This window comes from Streptomyces sp. HUAS MS02, assembly GCF_055702265.1.
In genome coordinates this window covers 417,192-441,435 of record NZ_CM146747.1, presented here as the reverse complement: position 1 = coordinate 441,435, position 24,244 = coordinate 417,192, and the positions used below count along the sequence as shown (strand labels likewise).

Annotated in this window: 18 protein-coding genes and 1 pseudogene; 13 read left to right on the top strand and 6 right to left on the bottom strand. The window is 71.0% G+C overall.

The window, feature by feature from the left end; all coding sequences use genetic code 11:
• Positions 1-2: 2 nt before the first annotated feature.
• A complete protein-coding gene (locus ACZ9QC_RS01970; protein WP_472918486.1) occupies positions 3-188 on the bottom strand; it encodes a hypothetical protein in 186 nt (61 codons plus the stop codon).
• Positions 189-358: 170 nt separating this feature from the next.
• Between ACZ9QC_RS01970 and ACZ9QC_RS01965 the strand changes: the two genes are divergently transcribed.
• The gene (locus ACZ9QC_RS01965) at positions 359-1,312 is read left to right on the top strand and encodes an alpha/beta hydrolase (protein WP_472918485.1); all 954 of its coding nucleotides are present in this window, start codon (positions 359-361) and stop codon (positions 1,310-1,312) included.
• Between the two features lie 236 nt (positions 1,313-1,548).
• Here the strand turns inward: ACZ9QC_RS01965 and ACZ9QC_RS01960 are convergent, their stop codons facing one another.
• The 3 genes and pseudogenes from ACZ9QC_RS01960 to ACZ9QC_RS01950 all read right to left on the bottom strand — a co-directional run.
• Positions 1,549-2,424, bottom strand: a complete 876-nt coding sequence (locus ACZ9QC_RS01960) for a PfkB family carbohydrate kinase (RefSeq protein ID WP_472921980.1) — start codon at positions 2,422-2,424, stop codon at positions 1,549-1,551.
• On the bottom strand, positions 2,352-3,158 hold the full coding sequence (locus ACZ9QC_RS01955; protein WP_472918484.1) for a WD40 repeat domain-containing protein: 807 nt from the start codon (positions 3,156-3,158) through the stop codon (positions 2,352-2,354). The genes ACZ9QC_RS01960 and ACZ9QC_RS01955 overlap by 73 nt, the downstream gene beginning before the upstream one ends.
• Positions 3,146-3,646, bottom strand: a pseudogene (locus tag ACZ9QC_RS01950) (nSTAND1 domain-containing NTPase); the annotation flags it as partial. The gene ACZ9QC_RS01955 and the pseudogene ACZ9QC_RS01950, both read right to left, overlap by 13 nt.
• A gap of 700 nt (positions 3,647-4,346) precedes the next feature.
• On the opposite strand from ACZ9QC_RS01950, the gene ACZ9QC_RS01945 reads away from it, so the two are divergent.
• The 5 genes from ACZ9QC_RS01945 (at position 4,347) to ACZ9QC_RS01925 (ending at position 11,283) form a co-directional block, all read left to right on the top strand.
• The gene (locus ACZ9QC_RS01945) at positions 4,347-6,743 is read left to right on the top strand and encodes an ATP-binding SpoIIE family protein phosphatase (RefSeq protein WP_472918483.1); all 2,397 of its coding nucleotides are present in this window, start codon (positions 4,347-4,349) and stop codon (positions 6,741-6,743) included.
• A gap of 151 nt (positions 6,744-6,894) precedes the next feature.
• On the top strand, positions 6,895-7,980 hold the full coding sequence (locus ACZ9QC_RS01940; protein WP_472918482.1) for an S-(hydroxymethyl)mycothiol dehydrogenase: 1,086 nt from the start codon (positions 6,895-6,897) through the stop codon (positions 7,978-7,980).
• Between the two features lie 519 nt (positions 7,981-8,499).
• Positions 8,500-8,862, top strand: a complete 363-nt coding sequence (locus ACZ9QC_RS01935; protein WP_316723950.1) for a bifunctional 3-phenylpropionate/cinnamic acid dioxygenase ferredoxin subunit — start codon at positions 8,500-8,502, stop codon at positions 8,860-8,862.
• The gene (locus tag ACZ9QC_RS01930) at positions 8,859-10,022 is read left to right on the top strand and encodes an NAD(P)/FAD-dependent oxidoreductase (protein ID WP_472918481.1); all 1,164 of its coding nucleotides are present in this window, start codon (positions 8,859-8,861) and stop codon (positions 10,020-10,022) included. Before ACZ9QC_RS01935 ends, ACZ9QC_RS01930 begins: the two co-directional genes overlap by 4 nt.
• Before the next feature lie 130 nt (positions 10,023-10,152).
• Positions 10,153-11,283 carry an aromatic ring-hydroxylating oxygenase subunit alpha gene (locus ACZ9QC_RS01925; protein WP_472918480.1) on the top strand — a complete coding sequence of 377 codons (1,131 nt, stop codon included), beginning with the start codon at positions 10,153-10,155 and terminating at the stop codon, positions 11,281-11,283.
• Position 11,284: 1 nt separating this feature from the next.
• Here ACZ9QC_RS01925 and ACZ9QC_RS01920 read toward each other — a convergent pair whose 3' ends face one another.
• Positions 11,285-12,031: an IclR family transcriptional regulator gene (locus tag ACZ9QC_RS01920; protein ID WP_472921979.1), complete on the bottom strand. Its 747-nt coding sequence runs from the start codon at positions 12,029-12,031 to the stop codon at positions 11,285-11,287.
• Between the two features lie 206 nt (positions 12,032-12,237).
• Here ACZ9QC_RS01920 and betA point away from each other — a divergent pair, with 206 nt between their 5' ends.
• Together betA and ACZ9QC_RS01910 are read left to right on the top strand one after the other, a co-directional pair.
• Entirely contained in the window at positions 12,238-13,908 is a 1,671-nt protein-coding gene (gene betA, locus ACZ9QC_RS01915) for a choline dehydrogenase (protein ID WP_472918479.1), read from the top strand.
• 3 nt (positions 13,909-13,911) lie between these two features.
• The gene (locus ACZ9QC_RS01910; protein ID WP_472918478.1) at positions 13,912-14,748 is read left to right on the top strand and encodes a methylenetetrahydrofolate reductase; all 837 of its coding nucleotides are present in this window, start codon (positions 13,912-13,914) and stop codon (positions 14,746-14,748) included.
• Positions 14,749-14,848: 100 nt separating this feature from the next.
• Here ACZ9QC_RS01910 and purU read toward each other — a convergent pair whose 3' ends face one another.
• Positions 14,849-15,724, bottom strand: coding sequence for a formyltetrahydrofolate deformylase (purU, locus tag ACZ9QC_RS01905; protein WP_472918477.1), 876 nt, complete (start codon positions 15,722-15,724; stop codon positions 14,849-14,851).
• A gap of 223 nt (positions 15,725-15,947) precedes the next feature.
• On the opposite strand from purU, the gene ACZ9QC_RS01900 reads away from it, so the two are divergent.
• The 5 genes from ACZ9QC_RS01900 (at position 15,948) to ACZ9QC_RS01880 (ending at position 24,232) form a co-directional block, all read left to right on the top strand.
• Positions 15,948-17,417: an aldehyde dehydrogenase family protein gene (locus tag ACZ9QC_RS01900; protein WP_472918476.1), complete on the top strand. Its 1,470-nt coding sequence runs from the start codon at positions 15,948-15,950 to the stop codon at positions 17,415-17,417.
• Positions 17,418-17,437: 20 nt separating this feature from the next.
• Complete coding sequence (locus ACZ9QC_RS01895) at positions 17,438-18,523, top strand: quaternary amine ABC transporter ATP-binding protein (RefSeq protein WP_472918475.1); 1,086 nt, start codon at positions 17,438-17,440, stop codon at positions 18,521-18,523.
• On the top strand, positions 18,523-20,541 hold the full coding sequence (locus tag ACZ9QC_RS01890) for an ABC transporter permease (RefSeq protein WP_472918474.1): 2,019 nt from the start codon (positions 18,523-18,525) through the stop codon (positions 20,539-20,541). The genes ACZ9QC_RS01895 and ACZ9QC_RS01890 overlap by 1 nt, the downstream gene beginning before the upstream one ends.
• Positions 20,542-20,555: 14 nt before the next feature.
• Positions 20,556-21,533 carry an ABC transporter substrate-binding protein gene (locus ACZ9QC_RS01885; protein WP_472918473.1) on the top strand — a complete coding sequence of 326 codons (978 nt, stop codon included), beginning with the start codon at positions 20,556-20,558 and terminating at the stop codon, positions 21,531-21,533.
• 260 nt (positions 21,534-21,793) lie between these two features.
• Complete coding sequence (locus tag ACZ9QC_RS01880; RefSeq protein ID WP_472918472.1) at positions 21,794-24,232, top strand: GcvT family protein; 2,439 nt, start codon at positions 21,794-21,796, stop codon at positions 24,230-24,232.
• The last annotated feature ends 12 nt before the right edge of the window (positions 24,233-24,244 follow it).

Genomic DNA, 24,244 nt, shown 5'->3' with positions numbered 1-24,244 from the left:
TCCTACTGCGCCGCGGCACGGAGGTCCTGCCGGCCGATCAGCGCGACCAACGCGCCGGAGGGCTCATCCTCGCGTTCACCCTCGACTCGGGCATCGCCCAGGAAGAGGACGGACTCCGGGCAGCGGGCGTCGACATCACCCTTGCCGCTGCGGGAAGAGCCGTGGGGCGAGCGCCTCTTCCGGGTCACCGACCCCAACGGTGTGGTCGTCCAGTTCGTCGAATGGGCGGCGCCCGTCTCGTGACGGCCGTTCACCCGCTCGCCGCGGCCCGGGTGCGGGCACCGGCGGGACGGGGGACCCTGACCTCGGCCGGTGGCCGCAGGTACCCGCCAACGCCGAGCCACGGAGGAGAACGCCCATGACCGGACCGGCCCACGAGTCCCCGCACGGGGTACGCCGGATCACCCTGGACGCGGCCGGGCTGCCGCTCTCCGCGCTGCTCAGCGAGCCGCCCGGCGGCTCCCCGCGCGCCGTCGTCGTCGCGGTGCACGGCGGCGGCATGAACGCGGGTTACTTCGACTGCCGGGCCCATCCCCAGCAGTCGCTGCTCACGCTGGGGGCGAGCCTCGGCCACACCGTCCTGGCCGTGGACCGGCCGGGCTACCGGCACTCCGCCGCCCGGCTGCCCGAGGGACAGGGCCTGGCGGAACAGGCCCTGTCGCTGCGCGCGGCGCTGCGCGACTTCACCTCCCGTCACGACACGGGCGCCGGCCTGTTCCTGCTCGCCCACTCCTACGGCGGCAAGGTGGCCCTCACCGCGGCCGCCGACGCCGGCCCGCCGCATCTGCTCGGGATCGACATCTCCGGCTGCGGCCATCTGTACGCCGTCGAGCCGCACGACCTGCCCACCGCCCACAACAGCGGGCAACTGCGCAGGAGTTGGGGGCCGCTGCGGCTCTATCCCTCGGGCACCTTCCGGGAGAGCGGCTCGATCGTCGAGCCCGTGCCCGCACTGGAGCGGGCCGAACTGGCCCGCTGGCCGCTGCTGTTCCGCTCCACGGCCCCCCGCGTCCGCGTGCCGGTACGGCTGACCTTCGCCGAACACGAGAGCTGGTGGCGCCATGACGACGAGGCCCTCACCGACCTGGTCGCGCACTTCACGGCCGCACCGAGGGTGAGCGTCGAGCGTCAGCCGGGGGCCGGACACAACATCAGCCTCGGGCGGGCCGCCCGCGCCTACCATCTGCGCGCGCTCGCCTTCCTCGAAGACTGCCTTGCGGCCCGCGAGACGACCCCCGCTCCCAGCGCCGTCCGCGAGACGCCCCCCACCCCCCAGGGAGTCCACCCCCTTCCGTCCACCGTGGCCTCCTGACCGGCCTCGCACCTCCCGCGGGTGTACGCCTCGCGCCCGCGTCGCGGCCGGAGGAACAGGCTCCGGGGTCTGCTGCGAAGCTGCCGTCGGCCACCGACTGAGCCTCGTCGAGGCGGTGGAACGCCGCCGATGGGTCGCCGGTTTCGGCCGCGAGGTCGGCCGGCGCCACCACCTCCCGCGCCCGTCGGCGTGTGCCGGAGCTGCCGGCCGGGCGTCACGGTGTCACGGTCGTCGGCTCACCCCTCGTGCAGCCACGCCCGTGTCCCGAACGACGCGCACGCCCGCGAGGCCACCGCCGTCGCTTCCCGCAGGGCCTCGACGAAAGCGTTCGACGTCAACACGGCACGCCCGGCGAGGCCGTGGACGAGGGCCCCGTGCAGGACGTCACCCGCGCCCAGCGTGTCCGCCACCCGCACGGCGGGAACGGCCACGGTGCCCCCGCCGTCGGGGCCCGCCCACACCAGGGACCGCCCGCCCCGGCTGACCGCCGACCGGGAGACCCCGTGGTCCCGCAGGAACCGCAGGATGTCGGCGGGCGCGCTCCTCGGCGTGTCCGTGCCGGGCGGGCGGAAGTCCTCCGAGCAGACGGCCACGTCGACCGACGGCAACAGCCGCTCCGTCCCGGCCTTCCAGCTGCCACCGTCCAGCACGGTCCGACGGCCGGCGGCCCGCGCCTCCCGGGCGGCGGCCACGGCCAGTTCCATGTGGTGGCCGTCGAACTCCACGATGTCGCAGGCCGCCACCAGCGCGGCGAGGCCGTCCGGCGGGTCGAGCCGGTGGCCCGTCGCATTGGTCGAGGCGACGGCCCGGTCGCCGCTCGACGCGGTCACCAGCACGGACGACACGGCAGGCGGCTCGACCGAGTCGGCCGCCAGGTCCACCACGGTCACGCCCAGCCGGACCAGGTCCGCGGTGACGGCGGCCCCCAGCGGATGGCGGCCGATCGCCGTGAGCAGGGTGGCCGAACCGCCCAGATGGGCGAACGTGACCGCCGCGTTCGCCGCGGGACCGCCCGCCGCCACCAGCTGCTCGCGTGCCGTCAGTTTCTCGTTCGCCCCCGGCACCCGGTCGACGAGCTGCACGACGTCCAAGGTGCACAACCCGACGAACAGGCCCCGGCGCCGCCCCCGAACCTCGGCCGCGCCACCCTCCGACTCCACCAAGGTGTCCTCACTCTCCGCCGAGCCCGCCGAGTCCGCCGAGCGGACGAGCACTCGGACGTCCGGTCGCCTCGATCCCCTCGATCCCCGCAGGGCGGACGGTACCCCCAGCGCGGGAAGTACTGCCGCCATTCGGCCCGGGAGACGGTCGGGAAGGCCGTATCGCAGATACGGGCGGCGACGTGTTCGGCGTCGGGGTCCCACAGCAGGGCGGTCCAGTCCTCGCTGCCGGTGGCCAGTGTGCGGCCGTCGGGGCTGAAGGCGAGGGTGTCCACGGGTTTGGCGTGGGCGCTCAGCAGCACCGGTTCACTGGCGTCGCCGACGGCCGTCAGCCCGTACAGCCGCACCCTCTTGTCCGCGCTCGCGCCGGCCAGCGTCCGGCCGTCGGGCGCGAAGGCCACGGACTCGACGGCGGCGCCGCCGGCCGGCAGGGCGGACAGCGGGCGGGGGCGGCGGAGGTCGGTCGTGTTCCACAGGCGTACGGTGCCCTGCTCGCCGCCGGTGGCCGGGGTGCGGCCGTCCGGGCTGAACGCCAGCGTGTTGACGTGCCCGATCCGGCCGGGAACGGTGCGCGCCGGCCGGGGGCGCTGTCCCGGGCCCAGGGCCCAGGCCTCGCCTCCACCAGGGGCGCGTGGCGGGTGCAGTGCGCGTAGAAGTCGGCGCGGACGCCCAGGGCGACACGACATCGGCCGCCGCTGTCGGCCGCGGCGGACACGAGGGCCTCCACGAAGCGGTTCCGCTCGGCGGCGTCCCGGCAGAGCGTGAACGACTCCTCGAACTGGTCGACGATCAGCACGAGTTCGCGGCGGCCTTCGGCGCCGGGCTCCCGGCCGGGGGTGGGCCGGCAGGTGATCTGCCGCACCACGCGGCCCAGGTTGGCCGGGTCCTGCCCCAACTCGCCGTACAGAGCGCCGGGTGCCAGGCCCGCCGGCGCCCCCAGTCGTACCGCGCACTCCTCCAACGGCCGTGCCCCAGGCGTCGGGACGACCACCGTCGTGCCCGGGCTCCGCCGCAGCCGGGGTACCAGCCCGGCCCGCAGAAGCGAGGACTTGCCCGATCCCGAGGCCCCGATCACCGCCACGAACCGCTGCCGCTCCAGCCGCCCGGCCAGCTCCTCCAGCGGCCGCTCCCGCCCGAAGAACCACGCGGAGTCCCCTTCCCGGAAGGACCGCAGACCCGTGTACGGGGGAGCCGGGCCGACGTCGGCCTCGGACCCCTAGGCCACCTCGCCCAGCAGCTCGGCGGCCGCCGGCCAGCGCTCCCGCCACCCTCGGTGTCCCCGGCGCAGGCGCGGACGTAGGCCAGCGTCACCGCCAGTGTGGGCAGCCGCTGCCCGGACGCGGCGGAGGAGAGGGGCGAGATCGAGTAGTGCGCCCGGTCCGCCAGTCTCCGGTACGGCGGATTACCGGCCTTGCGCCTCAACTGCCGCAGTCCCGCGGCGAATTCGACCAACGGACCGTCCCCGTCGTCCAGCGGTCCCTCCCTGCTCGGCATCGCCGCACCTCCCCGAGGGGCCCGGCGGCTCCCCGTTCCCCCGTGCCGCGGGTCGCACCACCGCTCCCCAGTCTTCAGCAGTCACCTGTCCGGCACCAGTGACCGCACACGAACGACGCGGAGCGGCTACATCTCGAGCACCCGGCTCCACCGCCCGCCGCGGGGGGAGGACACGGGTGGTCCGGCGACCGGGGCCGCCGGACGACGTCGCAAGTGGGCATCCGGACGGTACGGGACGTGGCAGGGTAGGAGCGCGGGTGCTCCGGGTGGTCGCGCGCCATGTCTGGCGCGCCCGGCGCACAATGAAGCTTGGAAGAGTGCCCCGCAGTCGATCTGTGAGCCCAGGGACCACGGCTCCGGTCGTACGGAGAGAAGGAACGATGGGCGAGCACGGTGTCGCCACGGCCGCGGTCGACGCCAGGGGACTGGTGGTCGCGTGGAGCGACACCGCGCGACGGGTGCTCGGCTACGAGCACGGCGAGGTGCTCGGCCGCCGCGCGGCCGACCTGCTGGCCCGGGCGCTTCCCGCGGCGGCGCGCAGCCGTCTCACCGAACCGGCCGACTGGCGCGGCCCCGTGCACGCACGGCACCGGGACGGTCACGACGTGGAGCTGGAGCTGGAGGCGCATCCCCTGCTGGACTCCGCGGGCCGGACGCAGTGGTTCCTGACGGCCACGGTGCCGGAGCCCGCCGCCCGGCTGCGCCGGTGGGCCCTGGACCAGCTCCCCGTCCCGATCGCGCTCTTCGACCAGGACGGGCTCGCGGTGTCCGCGAACTCGGCCATGGAGCGGGTGATGGGCAGGCCGCAGCAGGACCTGCTCGGCCGACGGGTGGGGGTGTCCGTCGACGGGCAGCGCCGGCTGCCGGGCTTCGAGGGCCTCGACGACGTGGTGCGGCGGGTGCTGCGAACGGGTGAGCCGATGCCGTACGAGGCATGGCTGCGCGCGCCGGGCGAGGCGCACGAACACGCGTGGCTGGTCTCCCTCAGCCCGTTGAAGGACGCCTCCGGCAACGTACGGGGCATGTGCCTGGCGGCGATCGACAGCACGGAGCAGTTCCTGGCCCGCCGACGCCTGAGCATGCTCAACGAGTCCAGCCACCGGATCGGCTCCACCCTCGACGTGTCCCGTACCGCCGAGGAACTCGCCGAGGTGTGCACGGACCATCTGGCCGACTTCGTCATCGTGGACCTGCTGGACTCCGTGCTCGCCGGTGAGGAGGCCACCCCCTCGCCCGACGCCGCCCCCCTGGTCTTCCGCCGCGCCGCCCACAGGTCCGTGCTGGAGGGCTGCCCCGAGGCCGTCGTCCCGGTCGGCAGCCGGCACACCTACGACGAGGGGTCGCCGTCGGGCCGCGCGCTGGCCACCGGGCGCGCCCTGCTGTACGAGGCCGACGACGTCACCAGGCTGCGCTGGGCGGGGGGCTCACCGGAGCGGGCCCGCAGCATCGAGGTCCACGGCATCCACTCGATGATGGCCGTGCCCCTGCGCGCCCGCGGCCTCACCCTCGGCCTGTCGATCCTCTCCCGGCATCGCACGGCCGAGCCCTTCGGCGAGGACGACCTGCTGCTGGCCGAGGAGCTCGCCGCCCACGCCGCCGTCTGTGTCGACAACGCGCGCCGCTACACCCGCGAGCGCGCCATCGCCCTCGAACTGCAACGCAGCCTCCTGCCGCACCGCGCTCCCCGGCAGTCCGCCGTCGAGGTCGCCTCCCGTTACCAGCCGGCCAGTACCCGCGCCGGCATCGGGGGCGACTGGTTCGACGTCATCCCGCTGTCCGGGGCCCGGGTGGGGCTGGTCGTGGGCGACGTCGTCGGCCACGGTGTCCAGGCGTCCGCCACCATGGGCCGGCTCCGGACGGCCGTACGCACCCTGGCCGACGTCGACCTCGCCCCCGACGAGTTGCTCACCCAGCTCGACGACATCGTGCTGCGGCTGGACTCGGAGCGGACGGCGGACGAGGCCGAGGACGCGGACACGGAGAGCCCGGGCGAGATCGGGGCCACCTGTCTGTACGCGGTGTACGACCCCGTCGCGCGCCGCTGCTCCATGGCCCGGGCCGGCCACCCGCCGCCGGCCCTGATCGGCCCCGACGGCGAGGCCGCCTTCCTCGACCTGCCGATCGGGCCGCCGCTGGGCGTGGGCGGTCTGCCCTTCGAGACCGCGGAGTTCGACGTCCCCGAGGGCAGCGTGTTCGCCCTGTACACCGACGGCCTCGTCCACGCGGCCGGCCGCGACCTGGACGACGGGCTCGACCGGCTGCGCCAGGCACTCTGTGGCACGGGCCGCCCGCTGGAGGAGACCTGCGACGGAGTCCTGGGGAGCCTGCTGACGGACCGTCCCGTCGACGACGTCGCCCTGCTGCTGGCCCGGACCCGGGCCCTGGACGACGACCGGGTCGCTGTCTGGGACGTTCCCGCCGACCCCGCGTCCGTGGGGCGGGCCCGCAAACTGGCCTGCGACCAGCTCGCCGCCTGGCGGCTGGAGGAACTCACCTTCGTCACCGAACTCGTCGTCAGCGAACTGGTCACCAACGCCATCCGCTACGGGGGGTCCCCGATCCAGCTGCGGCTGATCCGTGAGGCCACCCTCATCTGCGAGGTCTCCGACTCCAGCGCCACCGCTCCGCACATGCGCCGGGCCCGTGCCTTCGACGAGGGCGGCCGGGGGCTCCTGCTCGTCGCTCAGCTCACCCAGCGCTGGGGCAGCCGCCACACCCGCACGGGCAAGACCATCTGGGCCGAGCAGGCACTCACCGACGAGGAGCGGGCGGTCTAGGGTCCGGCCGGCCGTCCGCCCACGCGGCGCGGACGGCCGTGCGACTCCTTGACCCCCGGTCGGCACTCCACGATGCTGTGTTGCGGTACACGCTATGCGTATCGCGATGAGAAACATCAGACACAGGTCTCGTACCAGCCGAGGAGTGGCCATGGCTCACCAGGTCCGTGCTGTCGTCGCGCGGGGCAAGGGTGCCCCCGTCAGCCTGGAAACGATCGTCGTGCCCGACCCCGGGCCGGGTGAGGCGCTGGTGAAGGTCGAGGCCTGCGGCGTCTGCCACACCGATCTGCACTACCGCGAGGGCGGGATCAACGACGACTTCCCCTTCCTGCTCGGTCATGAGGCGGCCGGTGTGGTGGAGTCGGTGGGGGAGGGGGTCACGGATGTCGCGCCCGGTGATTTCGTCATCCTCAACTGGCGTGCGGTGTGCGGTAGTTGTCGGGCCTGTCGGCGCGGTCGCCCCTGGTACTGCTTCGCCACCCACAACGCGACGCAGAAGATGACCCTGCTCGACGGCACCGAGCTCTCCCCGGCGCTGGGCATCGGCGCCTTCGCGGAGAAGACGCTCGTGGCCGCTGGCCAGTGCACCAAGGTCGACAAGGCCGCCGCTCCGGCGGTCGCCGGACTGCTGGGCTGCGGGGTGATGGCGGGCATCGGTGCCGCGATCAACACCGGGAACGTCGGCCGGGGCGACACGGTGGCCGTGATCGGCTGCGGCGGTGTCGGGGCCGCGGCGGTCCTCGGATCCGAGCTGGCGGGCGCCGCGAAGATCATCGCGGTGGACATCGACGACCACAAGCTGAAGACCGCCAGGAAGCTGGGCGCCACCCACGCCGTCAACTCCCGCGAGACCGACGCCGTCGAGGCGATCCGCGAGCTGACCGGTGGTTTCGGCGCCGACGTCGTCATCGAGGCGGTCGGCCGCCCGGAGACCTACAAGCAGGCCTTCTACGCCCGTGACCTGGCCGGCACGGTCGTCCTCGTCGGCGTGCCGACTCCGGAGATGAAGCTCGAACTGCCCCTCCTGGACGTCTTCGGCCGCGGCGGTGCCCTGAAGTCCTCCTGGTACGGCGACTGCCTGCCCGACCGTGACTTCCCCATGCTCATCGACCTCTACCTCCAGAAGCGCCTGGACCTGGACACCTTCGTCACGGAGACCATCGGGCTCGACGACGTGGAGAAGGCCTTCGAGCGGATGCACGGCGGCGACGTCCTGCGCTCGGTGGTGGTCCTCTGACGGGCGGGTGACAGAGCGGACCGCGGCCGCGTCGGCGTAGCCGCGGAGCACGACGGACGAGCCGTGGTCGGGCGCCCGACCACGGCTCGTCGCGTGTCCCGGGACCCGGGCCGCGGTCGGCCGCCGGCGCGTCCGGCCGTGGCACCCCGTGTCGGCCTATGGTCCCCCTGGACTCCACGGCGGCGATCGGCAACACCCCACGTCGAAGTCGATCGCCGTCCGTCAGGAGCCGGTCTCCACCTCGACTCTTCTTTGACGCGGCCGTGGGAGTGCCGGGAGGCGGTGCGGCCACCGCCCACCCCCGGCCGATCTTCGGGCCTTCGTCCTCGCCGCCCCGGGCTTCGTGGTCTTCGCCTTCAGGGTGCGGCTCCCGTTGTTCTATGTGAGGTGAGTTGTGGATGCCGCAACGTGAGAAGTGGCCCAGAGGGGCTTTCGGGATGCCTTGACAAGGGTTCGGGGCGACCCCAGACTGATGTTGCGCTTACCGCAATCCGTTTCGCTATATGCACCCGAGGTGTCATGATGATTCCCGCGTGCCGTCTCGCGGATCTCCCGCGAGGTGAGGCCTTCCGGCTCGACATCGACCCGCCGGTCTCGGTGTTCCACACCGACGACGGCGAGGTCTTCGCCATCGACGACACCTGCACCCACCAGGACGCCTCGCTCGCCGACGGCTGGCTGGAGGGCTGCGAGGTGGAATGCCCGCTGCATGCCTCCAAGTTCGACCTGCGCACCGGCGCGGTCGACTCCCCGCCGGCCAAGCTGCCGGTGCGGACGCACGAGGTCGTCGTCGAGGACGGCATGATCTACGTCCGGCTCTCCACGGACGCTCCGAACCTGCCGCCCTGCATCTCCGCCAGGCTCGCCGGAGGTCCCGCGTGAGAACCGTCGCCGTGGTCGGCGCCTCGCTCGCCGGCCTGTCGGCGGCTCGCTCCCTGCGCAAGCAGGGCTTCGACGGGCGCCTGGTCGTCATCGGCGACGAGCTGCACCGTCCCTACGACCGGCCCCCGCTCTCCAAGGAGTTCCTGGCCGGCACCCTCGGCGAGGCCGAACTCGCCCTGGAGACGGACGGCGAGGACCTGGCGGCCGAGTGGCTGCTCGGCACCCGTGCCACCGGACTCGACCACACCGCGCGCACCGTCCGCCTGGCCGACGGACATGAGGTGCGCGCCGACGGCTTCGTCATCGCCACCGGCGCCGTCGCGCGGGCCCTGCCCGGCTCGGCGGGCCTCGCCGGAGTGCACACCCTGCGCACCCTGGACGACGCCCGCGCCCTGCGGGACGAACTGGCCCGCGGCGGACGCCTGGTGGTGATCGGCGGCGGCTTCATCGGCGCCGAGGTCGCCTCCACCGCGTACGCCCTCGGCCTGGAGGTGACCGTCGTCGAGGCGGCCTCGACCCCGCTGGCCGGACCGCTCGGCGACACCATGGGCGCCGTCGTCTCCGGCCTCCACGCCGACCACGGCGTACGCCTGTTGTGCGGAGTGGGGGTCAAGGGCCTGAGCGGCGAGCACCGGGTCGACGCCGTTCTGCTGGAGGACGGCCGCAGCATCCCCGCCGACCTCGTCGTCGTCGGCGTCGGGGCCCGGCCGTGTGTCGAGTGGCTGGCCGGTTCCGGTGTCGCGCTGGACAACGGCGTGAAGTGCGGCGCCGACGGCCGGACCAGCCTCGCCGGTGTGGTCGCGGTCGGCGACTGCGCCAACTGGTACGACCCTCGCGCGGGCCACCACCGCCGCGTGGAGCACTGGACCGGCGCGCGCGAGCGTCCGGAGGCCGCCGTAGCCACCCTGCTGGCGGGGGGCGCGGTCGAGCCCGGCGTACCCAGGCCGCCGTACTTCTGGTCGGACCAGTACGGCGTCCGTATCCAGTTCGCCGGCCACGCGGCCGAGGCCGACAGTGTCACCGTCGAGGCGGGCTCGGCCGAGGGCCGCGACGTCCTCGCCGTCTACCGGCGCGCCGGCCGGCCGGTCGCCGTGCTCGGGATGAACCAGCCGCGGCTGTTCATGCGGGTGCGCAAGGAGCTGGCCGCCACCACGTCTTGACACCGTCCCGGCGTCACCTCATGCTGCGGTTGCCCACAGCGCGCAGCGTTGCTCCATGCACAACGCCGACCGGAGGCGTTCCTCCCGGCGTCCGCCTCACCCCTCCGCGACGTTCCCCGAGGAGTGCCCCGTGACCTCGACCGGTCTGCCCGACAGCCTGATCGCCACTCTCCCCGGCTCCTCCTACACCGATCCGGTGGTCTTCGCCCAGGAGCAGGAGCACATATTCGAGACCATGTGGTTCTGTGTGGCCCGCGCCTCCGAGCTGGCGAAGCCCGGCGCCTTCCGCACCGTCGACGTGGGCCGCGAGAGCATCCTCGTCACCCGGGCCCGGGACAACTCGATCCGCGCGTACTTCAACGTCTGCCGGCACCGTGGGGCCAAGCTCTGCACCGAGGAGTCCGGCGAGGTCAAGCGGGCCTTCCAGTGTCCGTACCACGCCTGGACGTACGGTCTGGACGGCAAGCTCGTCGCGGCGCCCAATCTCACCAAGATGCCCGACGTGGGCCGTACCGAGTACGGCCTGGTGAGCGTCGCCGTGCGCGAATGGCTCGGTTATGTCTGGGTCTGTCTCGCGGAGAACCCGCCGTCCTTCGAGGCGGATGTGCTGGGCGCGGTCGTCGAGCGGCTCGGTGACCTGGAGTCGATCGAGCGGTACGACATCGGCAACCTGTCCGTGGGGCGCCGGATCACGTACGACGTGAAGGCGAACTGGAAGCTGATCATCGAGAACTTCATGGAGTGCTACCACTGTGCCACGATCCATCCCGAACTGACCGAGGTGCTGCCGGAGTTCGCGGACGGGTATGCGGCCCAGTACTACGTGGGCCATGGCGCGGAGTTCGGTGAGGAGGTCCAGGGGTTCACCGTCGACGGTTCCGAGGGGCTGGACCGCATCCCGGGTGTGGCCGAGGACCAGGACCGCCGCTACTACGCGATCACGGTCAAGCCGCAGGTGTTCATCAACCTCGTGCCCGACCACGTGATCTTCCACCGGATGTACCCGGTCTCCGTGGACCGCACGATCGTCGAATGCGACTGGCTGTACCTGCCGCACGTCGTCGAGAGCGGCAAGGACGTCAGCCGGTCCGTGGAACTCTTCGACCGGGTCAACCTCCAGGACTTCGAGGCATGTGAGCGGACCCAGCCCGGCATGAGCTCCCGGTTGTACGCCAAGGGCGGTGTGCTGGTGCCCAGCGAGCACCACATCGGCGCGTTCCACGACTGGGTGAACGAGCGCCTCGGGACTTCTCAGGGGTGAATCAGCCCAGGAACCCCATCCGGTGGCTGATCTCGGCGGCGCCGTCGAGCAGCACCGGGGACAGCTCGTGCAGACGCTCCTCGGTGAACCGGTAGGAGGGGCCGGAGGCGCTGAGGGCGGCGATGACCTCGCCGTCCCGGTTGCGAACCGGTGCGGCCATGGCGTGCAGACCGATCTCCAGCTCCTCCAGGGTGAAGGCGTAGCCCCGCTCCCGTGCCACGGCGAGGTTCTTCTCCAGCTTCGTCTTCGCGGTGATCGTGTGCGGGGTGACCTTCTTCAGGCCCGAGTCCGAGAGCAGCGTGGCGCGTTCCTTCGCCGGCAGGTGGGCCAACAGGATCTTGCCGCTGGACGTGGCGTGCAGGGGGGTCAGCTGGCCCACCCAGTTGTGCGCGGTGATGGCTCCGGGGCCGCGCACCTGGTACAGGTTGATCGCGTAATGCTCCTGCATCACGGCGATGTTGACCGTCTCGCCGATCTCCTCGGCCAGCCGTTCGCAGACGGGACGGCCCTGTTGGGTGATGTCGATACGACCCGTGACCGCGCCGGCCAGCCGCACGATGCCGAAGCCGAGCCGGTACTTGCCGCGTTCGCCTGCCTGTTCCACCAGGCCGCGTGCCTCCAGGGCGCCGAGAAGGCGGAAGGCCGTGGACTTGTGCACCTCGATCTCCGCCGCCACCTCGCTGACGCCTGCTTCGCCGCGCTGGGCGAGGATCTCCAGGACGCTGATGGCGCGATCCACCGACTGCACCCCGCCCGGGCCGGCGTGTGAATTCGACGTTTCCGTGTCAAGGCTGTAGTTGCTCACAGTGCAACTATACGCGCAGTAAACAACACACCTGCAAGTAACCGGCGCGAAACGAAGTTCCAGAAGTTGCGCGGTTCGCAACCTGGTGCGTATCGCGCTACCGGTCTAGCATGCCTCGCATATCTACGGCGCGAGCGAGACGAGGCACCATGGCTCCTGTGCAGTACGACTTCGTCATCGTCGGTGGTGGTTCCGCGGGCAGTGCACTGGCAAACAGGCTGTCCGCCGACCCGGCGAACCGAGTCCTGGTCCTGGAGGCGGGCCGGACGGACTTCCCGTGGGACGTCTTCATCCACATGCCCGCGGCGCTGACCTACCCGATCGGCAGCCGCTTCTACGACTGGAAGTACGAGTCCGAGCCCGAGCCCCACATGGGCGGCCGGCGCGTCTACCACGCGCGCGGCAAGGTGCTGGGCGGCTCCAGCAGCATCAACGGCATGATCTTCCAGCGCGGCAACCCCATGGACTACGAGCGCTGGGCGGCCGACCCGGGCATGGAGACCTGGGACTACGCGCACTGTCTGCCGTACTTCCGGCGCATGGAGAACTGTCTCGCGGCCGACCCGGACGACGAGTTCCGCGGTCACGACGGCCCCCTCGTCCTGGAGCGCGGTCCGGCGGACAACCCGCTCTTCGGTGCCTTCCTCAAGGCCACCGAGGAGGCGGGCTACGCCCCCACCGACGACGTCAACGGCTACCGGCAGGAAGGTTTCGCCAAGTTCGACCGGAATGTCCACCGCGGCCGTCGGCTCTCGGCCTCCAAGGCGTACCTGAAGCCCGTCCGCAAGCGCCCCAACCTGACCGTCACCACCCGCGCCCTCGTCACCAGGGTCCTCTTCGAGGGCAAGAAGGCCGTCGGCGTCGAGTACCAGCGCGGCAAGGGCGCCCCGAAGCAGGTCCGCGCCAAGGAGGTCATCCTCTGCGGCGGCGCGATCAACTCCCCGCAACTGCTCCAGCTCTCCGGCGTGGGCAACGCCGAGGAACTGCGGGCGCTGGGCATCGACGTCGTCCACGATCTCCCGGGCGTCGGCGAGAACATGCAGGACCACCTGGAGGTCTACATCCAGTACGCCTGCAAGCAGCCCGTCTCCATGCAGCCGTACCTGGCGAAGTGGCGCGCGCCCTTCATCGGGCTCCAGTGGCTCTTCCGCAAGGGCCCGGCCGCCACCAACCACTTCGAGGCCGGCGGGTTCGCCCGCAGCAACGAGGACGTCGACTACCCCAACCTGATGTTCCACTTCCTGCCCATCGCGGTCCGTTACGACGGCTCGGTGCCGGCGGGCGGCCACGGCTACCAGGTGCACGTCGGGCCCATGTACTCGGACGCCATCGGCTCGGTGAAGATCAAGAGCAAGGATCCGCGACAGCACCCCGCCCTGCGCTTCAACTACCTCTCCACCGAGCAGGACCGCCGCGAGTGGGTCGAGGCCATCCGGGTGGCCCGCAAGCTCCTCAACCAGCCCGCGCTCGCCCCCTACAACGACGGGGAGATCTCACCCGGACCGTCCGTCGAGTCGGACGAGGAGATCCTCGCCTGGGTCGCCAAGGACGGCGAGACCGCCCTGCACCCGTCCTGCACCTGCAAGATGGGCACCGACGAGATGTCCGTCGTGGACCCGAACACCATGCGCGTGCACGGCGTGGAGGGTCTGCGCGTCGTGGACGCCTCCGTCATGCCCTACGTCACCAACGGCAACATCTACGCGCCCGTGATGATGATCGCCGAGAAGGCCGCCGACCTGATCCTCGGCAAGGAGCCGCTGGCGCCCTCGAAGGCCGCGTACTACCGCCACCGCGACGTCCAGAAGCAGGCGGAGTAGGCGTTGGGCGCCGGGGGGCTGCGCACACTGCTGAAGACGGTGCGCTACGAGGTGCTGCCCGCGAAGGCCACCGAGGAGAAGGTCCTCGCCCATGTCCCGCGCGACGTCGTCGTCACCGTGACGGCCTCGCCGGTCAAGGGCCTGGAACCCACCCTCGACCTCGCGGGCCGGCTCGCCGCGCACGGCTACCGGGTCGTCCCGCACGTCCCCGCCCGGCTCCTGCGGGACGACCTGCACCTGAAGGAGGTCGCGGGCCGGCTGCGCGAGGCGGGCGTGGACGACGTGTTCGTCCCGGCGGGCGACGCCGACCCGCCGGCCGGGCCCTACGACGGGGCGCTGCCGGTGCTGCGCCGGCTCGGCGAGCTGGGCGGGCCCTTCGCCCATGTCGGCGTCACCGGCTATCCCGAGAGCCATCCGCTCATCCACGACGACATCACCGTCCAGGCGATGTGGGACAAGCGCGAGCACGCCACGTACATCGTGAGCAACCTCTGCTTCGACCCGCGGGTGCTCGGCGACTGGCTCGTGCGCGTACGGCGCCGGGAGGTGGCCCTGCCGGTCCATGTGGGCGTCGCCGGGCCCGTGCAGCGCGCGAAGCTGCTGGCGATGGCGACGAAGATCGGGGTGGGGGAGTCCACCCGCTTCCTCACCCGGCACGCGTCGTGGTTCGTGCGCTTCGCCGCGCCCGGCGGCTACTCGCCCGAGAAGCTGCTCACGCGCGCGGAGAACGCCCTCACCGACCCCGCCTCCGGGGTGGCGGGGCTGCACGTGTTCACCTTCAACCAGATCGCGGAGACGGAGAGGTGGCGGCGGTCCCTGCTGGACCGGCTGGATGCCTGAGCGCGCCCCCGCAGGCAGGACGCCATCCGTCGAACGCAGAACGCAGAACGCCGGACGGGTTCTCGACCCGTCCGGCGTTCGTATACGGAGGCGGTACCGCTCAGCGGAAGACGACCGTGCGGTTGCCCTCGACCATCACCCGGCTCTCGCTGTGCCACTTCACCGCGTGCGCGAGCACCTGGGCCTCCACGTCCCGGCCGACCGTGACCAGCGCGGCGGGGTCCAGCGAGTGGTCCACCCGGACCACGTCCTGCTCGATGATCTGGCCCTCGTCCAGGTCCGAGGTCACATAGTGCGCCGTCGCGCCGACGAGCTTCACACCGCGGTCGTAGGCCTGGTCGTAGGGGCGTGCGCCCTTGAAGCTGGGGAGGAAGGAGTGGTGGATGTTGATGGCCCGGCCCTCCAGCTCCTTGCACAGGTCGTCGGAGAGGATCTGCATGTAGCGGGCCAGGACGACCAGGTCGATGTCCAGGTCACGGACGAGTTCGAGGAGCCGTGCCTCGGCCTCGGGCTTGGTCTCCCGGGTCACCGGCACGTGGTGGAAGGGGATGTCGTACGTCTCCGCGAGCTTCTCGAACTCCCGGTGGTTGGAGACGATCGCGGGGATCTCGATGTTGAGCGCGCCCGCCCGTTGGCGGAAGAGCAGGTCGTTCAGGCAGTGCCCGAACTTGGACACCATGATCAGGGTCCGGGTCGGCGTGGAGGCGTCGCTGAGGGACCACGAGATGCCGTAGGCCTGAGCTACCGGACCGAAGCGGTACCGCAGGCCCTCCAGGTCCACGTTCGGGTCGGAGACGTCGAAGTGGACCCGCATGAAGAAGCGGCCCTGAAGTCGGTCGTCGAACTGCTGGCTTTCGAGGATGTTTCCGGAGTTCCTGACGAGATAGCCGCTCACGGCGTGGACCAGCCCGGCACTGTCGGGGCAGGAAAGGGTCAGAACGAACTCGCGGCCAGGTTGCGGTCGGGGGAACCTCATGGACACGGCGGCCTCCGTCGGTGCGTATTGCACAACAAGGTGAGCGATACGCAACATGGTCGGGTCGGCGTGGCTTGCGGTCAAGGGTGGACGGGTAAGTGGCCGCATGGCCAAATCGTCATCAGTCAACATCTTGACGTCCGTCTGGCCAGCGGCCAGGGTGTTCCATCACAAGCAATCGGGTGCACGATGCGCAACGAATTTCAGTTGAAAGGCTCGGCGCGTGGCAGACCTGTACGTGAATGGCGAATGGCGGGCTCCGGTGGCCGGCGGTCACCGGGAGATCCGATGTCCCGCTGACGGCACGCTCACGGCGACCGTCTCGGAAGGGACGCGCCCCGACACCGAGGCGGCGATCGCCGCGGCCCGGGAGGCCTTCGACGCCGGCCCCTGGCCGGGCACACCCGAGCGGGAGCGCGGCGCACTGCTGCTGCGCACCGCCGACATCATCGAGCGCGACACCAAGAGCTTCGCCCGCGCCGAGTCGCTCGACACCGGTAAGCGGGTGGTGGAGAGCGAGTACGACATCGCCGACGTCGTCTCCTGCTTCCGCTACTACGGCGGACTCGCCGGTACCGACGCCGGCCGGGTGATCGACACCGGCCGTGACGACGCCGTCAGCCGGGTCGTCTATGAGCCGGTCGGGGTGTGCGCACTGATCACCCCCTGGAACTACCCTCTCCTGCAAGCAAGTTGGAAGGTCGCCCCGGCGCTCCTGGCCGGCAACACGATTGTCCTCAAGCCCAGCGAGCTCACCCCCTCCACCTCCATCCTGCTGATGAGGGCGCTGGAGGAGGCCGGGCTGCCGGCCGGCGCCGCCAACCTGGTGCTGGGCGCCGGACCCGAGGTGGGTGCCCCGCTCTCCGAGGACCCCCGCGTCGACCTGGTCTCCTTCACCGGCGGCCTGGACACCGGCAGACGGATCATGGCCACCGCCGCTGCGACCGTGAAGAAGGTCGCGCTGGAGCTGGGCGGCAAGAACCCCAATGTCGTCTTCGCCGACGCCGACTTCGAGACGGCCGTGGACTTCGCCCTCACGGCCGTCTTCCTGCACTCGGGCCAGGTCTGCTCGGCCGGTGCCCGGCTGATCGTCGAGGACTCCCTGCACGACCGCTTCGTCGACGAGGTGGTCCGCCGGGCCCGGCTCATCCGGCTCGGCGGCCCCTACGACGCCGAGGCCGAGACCGGGGCGCTGATCTCCGCACAGCACCGGGAGAAGGTCGAGGCCTATGTCGCCTCGGGCCTCGCCGAGGGAGCCGTGCTGCGCTGCGGCGGCGCCCGCCCCGACGACCCGGCGCTGGCGGACGGCCACTACTACCTGCCCACCGTCCTCGACGAGTGCCGGCAGGACATGCGGGTGGTGCACGAGGAGTCCTTCGGACCCGTGCTCACCGTGGAGCGCTTCACCGACGAGGACGACGCCGTACGCATCGCCAACGACACCGAGTACGGGCTGGCCGGGGCCGTCTGGACCGAGGACGCGGGCAAGGCCCAGCGGGTCGCCCGGCGGCTGCGCCACGGCACGGTGTGGATCAACGACTACCACCCCTATGTGCCGCAAGCGGAATGGGGCGGTTTCGGGCATTCGGGTGTGGGCCGGGAGCTGGGACCGACCGGCCTGAACGAGTACCGAGAGCCCAAGCACATCTGGCAGAACATCCAACCCCGGCCGCAGCGCTGGTTCAGCGGCTGAACGCCGAAAGAAGGTCGAACATGACCACCCAGACCGAGGTGCCGCAGCGGCGCGGCACGCCCCAGGACTCGGGTCCCACCCCGGTCATCTCCGTGCGCAGGCTGTGGAAGGTGTTCGGGCCGAAGGCCGACCGGGTGCCGGAGTCCGAGGAACTGTGCGGGCTCTCCCGCCGCGAACTGATGGACCGCACCGGCTGCACCGCCGCCGTGCGCGACGTGAACTTCGACGTCTCGCCCGGCGAGGTCTTCGTCGTCATGGGCCTGTCCGGCTCCGGCAAGTCCACCCTGGTGCGATGTCTGACCCGGCTGATCGAACCCACCTCGGGCGAGGTCGTCTTCGAGGGCGAGGACATCCGCCAGGCCGACGACAGGCGCCTGCGTGAGCTGCGCCGCCGCAAGTTCTCCATGGTCTTCCAGCACTTCGGACTGCTGCCCCACCGCCGGGTCCTCGACAACGTGGCCTTCGGGCTGGAGATCCGCGGCTTGGGCCGGGCCGAGCGCGTCAAGCGGGCCCAGGAGGTCGTCGAGCTGGTCGGCCTCGCCGGCTACGAGAAGTCCTACCCCGACCAGCTCTCCGGCGGTATGCAGCAGCGGGTCGGACTGGCCCGCGCGCTGGCCGGCGACCCGGACGTGCTCTTCTTCGACGAGCCGTTCTCGGCGCTCGACCCGATGATCCGCCGCGACATGCAGAACGAGGTCATCCGGCTGCACCACGAGGTCGGCAAGACGATGGTCTTCATCACCCACGACCTCTCCGAGGCCCTCAAGCTGGGCGACCGCATCCTGATCATGCGCGACGGCAAGATGGTCCAGTGCGGCACCGGCGACGAACTGGTCGGCGCCCCGGCCGACGACTACGTGCGCGAGTTCGTCAAGGACGTACCGCGCGGCGACGTGCTCACCCTGCGCTGGATCATGCGGCCGCTGGAGGACGGCGACGCCCTGGACGGCCCCGAGCTGGGACCGGACGTCGTGGTCAAGGAGGCCACGCGGGCGGTGCTCGCCGCCGACAAGCCGGTCAAGGTCGTCGAGAACGGCAAGCTGCTCGGCATCGTCGGCGACGAGGAGATCCTCGCCGTGGTCGCCGGGCAGGAAGGCGGCGCGTGATGACCGTCGTCGTGGAGAAGACCGAGCCGCCGGGCGGGCCGGAGACGATCCGGCCCGCCGAGGAGCCTGCCCCGGCCCCGGAACCCCGCCGCGTCAGCCGGTCCATGGTGATCGGCGCGATCCTGCTCGTCTGGCTGGTCCTCTTCTTCGTCCTGCGCGGCAAGCAGACCCTCGCCCTCGCGGCGGCGGACCTGACCGATCTGCACCGGTGGTTCAACGACGTCAACGACTCCATCGGCGCGAACCGCAACTCCAACCCCCTGTTCCTGTACTTCTTCAACGAGATCCGCCTGGTCATCGACACCCTGGTGACCTTCGTGCAGGAGCTGATCTCACAGCCCTCCGCCGACCGCCCCCTGCCACAGATCGGCTGGCTCGGTGTCGTCGGCATCGCGGGCTACGTCTCCTGGGCGTTCGGCAACTGGCGCGTCGCGCTGCTGGCGGTGGCCGGCTTCACCTTCCTCGGCCTGCAGGGCCTGTGGCAGGAGAGCATGGACACCCTGGCGCTCACCGTCTCCGCGGTGTGCGTGGCGCTGCTGTTCGCGATCCCGCTGGGTGTGTGGGCGGGGCTGTCCGACCGGGTCAACCGGGTCATCACGCCCCTGCTGGACTTCATGCAGACGATGCCGACCTTCGTCTACCTGGCCCCGCTGACCCTCTTCTTCCTCATCGGCGGAGCCTCCGCCACCATCGCCACCGTGATCTACGCGGCGCCGCCCGCGATCCGTATCACCGCGCACGCCATCCGGACCGTGCCGGAGACGACCGTGGAGGCCGCCGACTCCCTCGGGGCGACGCGCGGGCAGGCCCTGCTGAAGGTGCTGCTGCCCATGTCCAAGCGGACCGTGGTGATGGGCGTCAACCAGACCATCATGGCCGCCCTGGCCATGGTGACCATCGCGGCCCTCATCGACGCCCCGGGCCTCGGCAAGACCGTCGTGCAGGCCCTGCAGTCGCTCGACGTGGGCACGGCCTTCAACGCGGGCCTGTCCATCGTCGTCATGGCGATCGTCCTCGACCGGGTCACGACCGCGGCCAGCGCCCGCGAGGAGGAGGCCCGGCGTTCGAAGAACCGGTTCCTCGCCTGGCGGCGGCCGCTGCTCGGCGCGGGCGCGGCGGTCACGGCCGTCCTGGTCTACATGTCGCACACCTATGTGTGGGCGGCGGAGTTCCCCGGCGAGGGCGGTGTCGGCAGCTCCATCGCGAGCGCGGCCGACACCGCGACGACCTGGGTGCAGGACAACCTCTCGGGCGTCACCAACACCGTCCGCGACCTCATCACCAACGGGTTGCTCAACCCGTTCCAGTCGCTGCTCACCGACTCCCCGTGGTGGCTCGTCGGCGCCGTGCTGATCACGCTCGGTGTCGTCCTCGGCGGCTGGCGGGCCGGTGTCACCACGGCGGTGTGCGTGGGCCTGCTGGTGGCCACCGGGGTGTGGTCCGACAGCATGACGACGCTGGCGTCGACCGTGGTCGCCACCGTCCTCGTGATGCTGCTCGGTGTCGGCTTCGGCGTGTGGATGGGCCGCAGCCGGCTGGTGGACCGCATGCTGCGGCCGAGCCTGGACGCGGCACAGGTCATGCCGCCGTTCGTCTATCTGGTGCCGTTCCTCGCGCTGTTCGGCGCGACCCGTTTCACGGCGATCGTCGCCGCGATCGTCTACGCGGCCCCCGTCGCCATGAAGATCATCGCGGACGGGGTGCGGAACGTGCCCGCGACGACCGTGGAGGCGGCCACCTCCGCCGGGTGCAACACCTGGCAGATCATCACCAAGGTCCAGCTGCCGATGGCACGCGGCGCCCTGACTCTCGCGACGAACCAGGGTCTGATCTATGTACTGTCGATGGTTGTGGTGGGCGGCCTGGTAGGCGCCGGCGCCCTCGGCTACGACGTCGTGGCCGGTTTCTCGCAGGGCCAACTGTTCGGGAAGGGGCTCGCCGCAGGGCTCGCCATCGTCCTTCTCGGAGTCATGTTCGACCGCATCACTCAGGCCGCGGCGCGGCGAACCAGCGCATGAAGGAGCAAGTCACCATGGCAAGGCATGCAACACGATGGAGAGTCGGCGCGGCCGGCATCGCGGTTCTCGGCCTCACCCTCACCGCCTGCGGCGGTGCGAAGGTCGGTGAGGATTCCTCGGACGCGGGCGGCTCGGGTGGCTCCGCCAAGTGCGGCACCTTCAACCTCGCGGTCAACCCGTGGGTCGGCTACGAGGCCAACGCGGCGGTTCTCGCCTACGTGGCGGAGAACGACCTCGGCTGCAAGGTCACCAAGAAGGACCTGAAGGAGGAGATCGCCTGGCAGGGCTTCGGGACCGGTGAGGTGGACGCGGTCGTCGAGAACTGGGGCCACGACGACCTGAAGAAGAAGTACATCACCGACCAGAAGACCGCCGTGGACGCCGGTGCGACCGGCAACGAAGGCCTGATCGGCTGGTACGTGCCGCCGTGGCTGGCCAAGGCGCACCCGGACATCACGGACTGGAAGAACCTCAACAAGTACGCGGCGAAGTTCAAGACGTCCGAGTCCGGCGGCAAGGGCCAGCTCCTCGACGGCGACCCGTCGTTCGTCACCAACGACGAGGCTCTGGTGAAGAACCTGAACCTGGACTACAAGGTGGTGTACGCGGGCAGCGAGACCGCCCTCATCCAGACCTTCCGCAAGGCGGAGAAGAACAAGGAATGGGTGATCGGCTACTTCTACGAGCCCCAGTGGTTCATGTCCGAGGTGCCGCTGGTGAAGGTCAAGCTGCCCGACTACAAGGCGGGCTGCGACGCCGACGCGGAGAAGGTGAACTGCGACTACCCGGTCTACACACTGGACAAGATCGTCAGCAAGAAGTTCGCCGAGTCGGGCAGTCCGGCCTATGACCTGGTGAAGAACTTCAGCTGGACCAACGACGACCAGAACATCGTGGCCAAGTACATCGCGGTGGACAAGATGACGCCCGAGGCCGCGGCGAAGAAGTGGGTCGAGGACAACCGCGTCAAGGTGGACGCCTGGCTGAAGTAGCGGCAGGGGCCGGACGCGGGAATCCGGTCGGAGAAATGCCCGGTGGGCGGCGCGCGGGTTGCGCGCCGCCCACCGGGCATCGCCGTGTTCCGGCCTCTTCCCCGGTCTCCGGCACGGCTTCTTCTCCGGCCCGTTTTCCGAGGTCCCGGGGCCCTTGACACCCACCTGCGCGGAAGGCACATTGAGTTGCGCAACCTGAATCGCGTTGCGTAAACAGCAACTCGATCGGCTTGACCGGTCAACAAGGCGGAGGTGCGGCGATGGCGGGACCCCGAGTGGTCATCATCGGAGCGGGAGTCGTGGGAGCGGCTCTCGCGGACGAGATCTCCGCGCGAGGCTGGACCGAGGTGACCGTGGTCGACCAGGGCCCGCTCCCCGCCACCGGGGGCTCCACCTCACACGCCCCGGGCCTGGTCTTCCAGACCAACTCCTCCAAGACGATGACCGAGCTGGCCCGGTACACCGTCGAGAAGTTCTGCTCCCTCGACGTGGACGGCAAGCCCTGCTTCCTCCAGGTCGGCGGCCTCGAAGTGGCCACCACCCCCGAGCGCCTGACCGAACTGCGCCGCCGGCACGGCTGGATCACCGCCTGGGGCATCGAGGCCCGCCTGCTCACCTCGGACGAGTGCGTCGAGCGCCACCCGCTCATCGACCCCGACAAGGTCCTCGGCGGCCTCCTGGTCCCCACCGACGGCCTCGCCAAGGCCGTCCTCGCCGTCGAGGCGCAGATCCGCCGGGCCACCGAGCGCGGCGTGACCTTCCTGGCCCGCCACGAGGTCCTCGACGTCCTGAAGGCCGACGGCGAGGTCACCGCGGTCCTCACCGACCAGGGCGAGATCCCCGCCGACATCGTCGTGTGCTGCGCCGGCATCTGGGGCCCGAAGATCGCCCGTATGGTCGGGATGAACCTCCCGCTGACCCCGCTCGCCCACCAGCTCGCCTGGACGGGCCCGATCCCGGCCCTCGCCGGTCAGACCGAGGAGGCGATCCGGCCGATCCTGCGCCACCAGGACGCCGACCTCTACTACCGCGACCGCTTCGACGGCATCGGCATCGGCTACTACGGCCACCGCCCGATGCCCATCACCGCCGACGAGATCCTCTCCGTGGACGAGGCCGACAGCATGCCGTCGGTCCTGAAGTTCACCGAGGACGACTTCGCCGACGCCTGGACCGAGACCCAGTCGCTGCTCCCCTCCACCAAGGAGGCGGACATCGAGGAGGGCATCAACGGTCTGTTCTCCTTCACCACCGACAACTTCCCGCTGCTCGGCGAGTCCCCGGACGTCAAGGGCTTCTGGGTCGCCGAGGCGGTCTGGGTCACCCACTCCGCCGGAGTCGGCCGGGCCATGGCCGAATGGCTGGTCGACGGCCACTGCTCCTCCTTCGACCTGCACGAGTGCGACGTCAACCGCTTCGAACCGCACCAGCTCTCCCCGGAGTACGTCCTGGCCCGCGACTGCCAGAACTTCGTCGAGGTCTACGACATCCTCCACCCCCTCCAGCCGTCCGGCGACCCGCGCCCGATCCGCACCAGCCCCTTCCACGCCCGGCAGAAGGAGCACGGCGCCTTCTTCCTGGAAGCGGGCGGCTGGGAGCGCCCGCAGTGGTACGAGGCCAACGCCGGCCTCGTCGAGGGCCGTTCCATCCCCACCCCGAACGACTGGGCCGCGCAGTACTGGTCCCCGATCGTCGGCGCCGAGGCCCAGGCCACCCGCGAGACCGTCGCGATGTACGACATGACGGCCCTCAAACGCCTGGAGGTGAGCGGCCCCGGCGCCGCCGACCTCCTGGAGCGCCTGTGCACCGGCAAGGTCGCCAAGTCCGTAGGCTCGGTCACCTACACCCTCTTCCTCGACCACGACGGCGGCATCCGCAGCGACGTCACCGTCGCGCGGCTCGCCCGCGACACCTTCCAGATCGGCGCCAACGGCAACCTCGACCTGGACTGGATCACCCGCCACCTCCCGGCCGACGGCACGGTCCAGGTCCGTGACATCACCCCCGGCACCTGCTGCGTCGGCCTGTGGGGTCCGCTGGCCCGCAAGGTCCTCCAGCCCCTCACCGACGCCGACTTCACCAACGACGGCCTGAAGTACTTCCGTGCCAAGCAGGCGTACATCGGCTCGGTGCCCGTCACCGCGATGCGCCTGAGCTACGTCGGCGAACTCGGCTGGGAGATCTACACCACCGCCGACCAGGGCCAGAAGCTCTGGGACACCCTGTGGGAGGCGGCCAGGCCCCTCGGCGGCGTCATCGCCGGCCGCGGCGCCTTCAACAGCCTCCGCCTGGAGAAGGGCTACCGCTCCTTCGGCACCGACATGACCTACGAGCACGACCCCTACGAGGCCGGCGTCGGCTTCGCCGTCAAGCTCGACAAGGACGACTTCATCGGCAAGGACGCGCTGCTGCGCCGCAAGGAGAACGTCCGGCGCAAGCTGACCTGCCTCGTCATCGACGACCCCCGGTCGGTCGTCATGGGCAAGGAACCGGTCCTCGACGGCGACCGCCCCGTCGGCTACGTCACCAGCGCCGCCTACGGCTACACCATCGGCAAGGGCATCGCCTACGCCTGGCTTCCCACGGAACTCACGGCACCCGGGACCGCGCTGCACATCGGCTACTTCGATCAGCGCGTCGAGGCCGTCGTCACCGAGGAGCCCCTGTTCGATCCCACCATGTCCCGCCTCCGTGGCTGACACCCGGCCGCG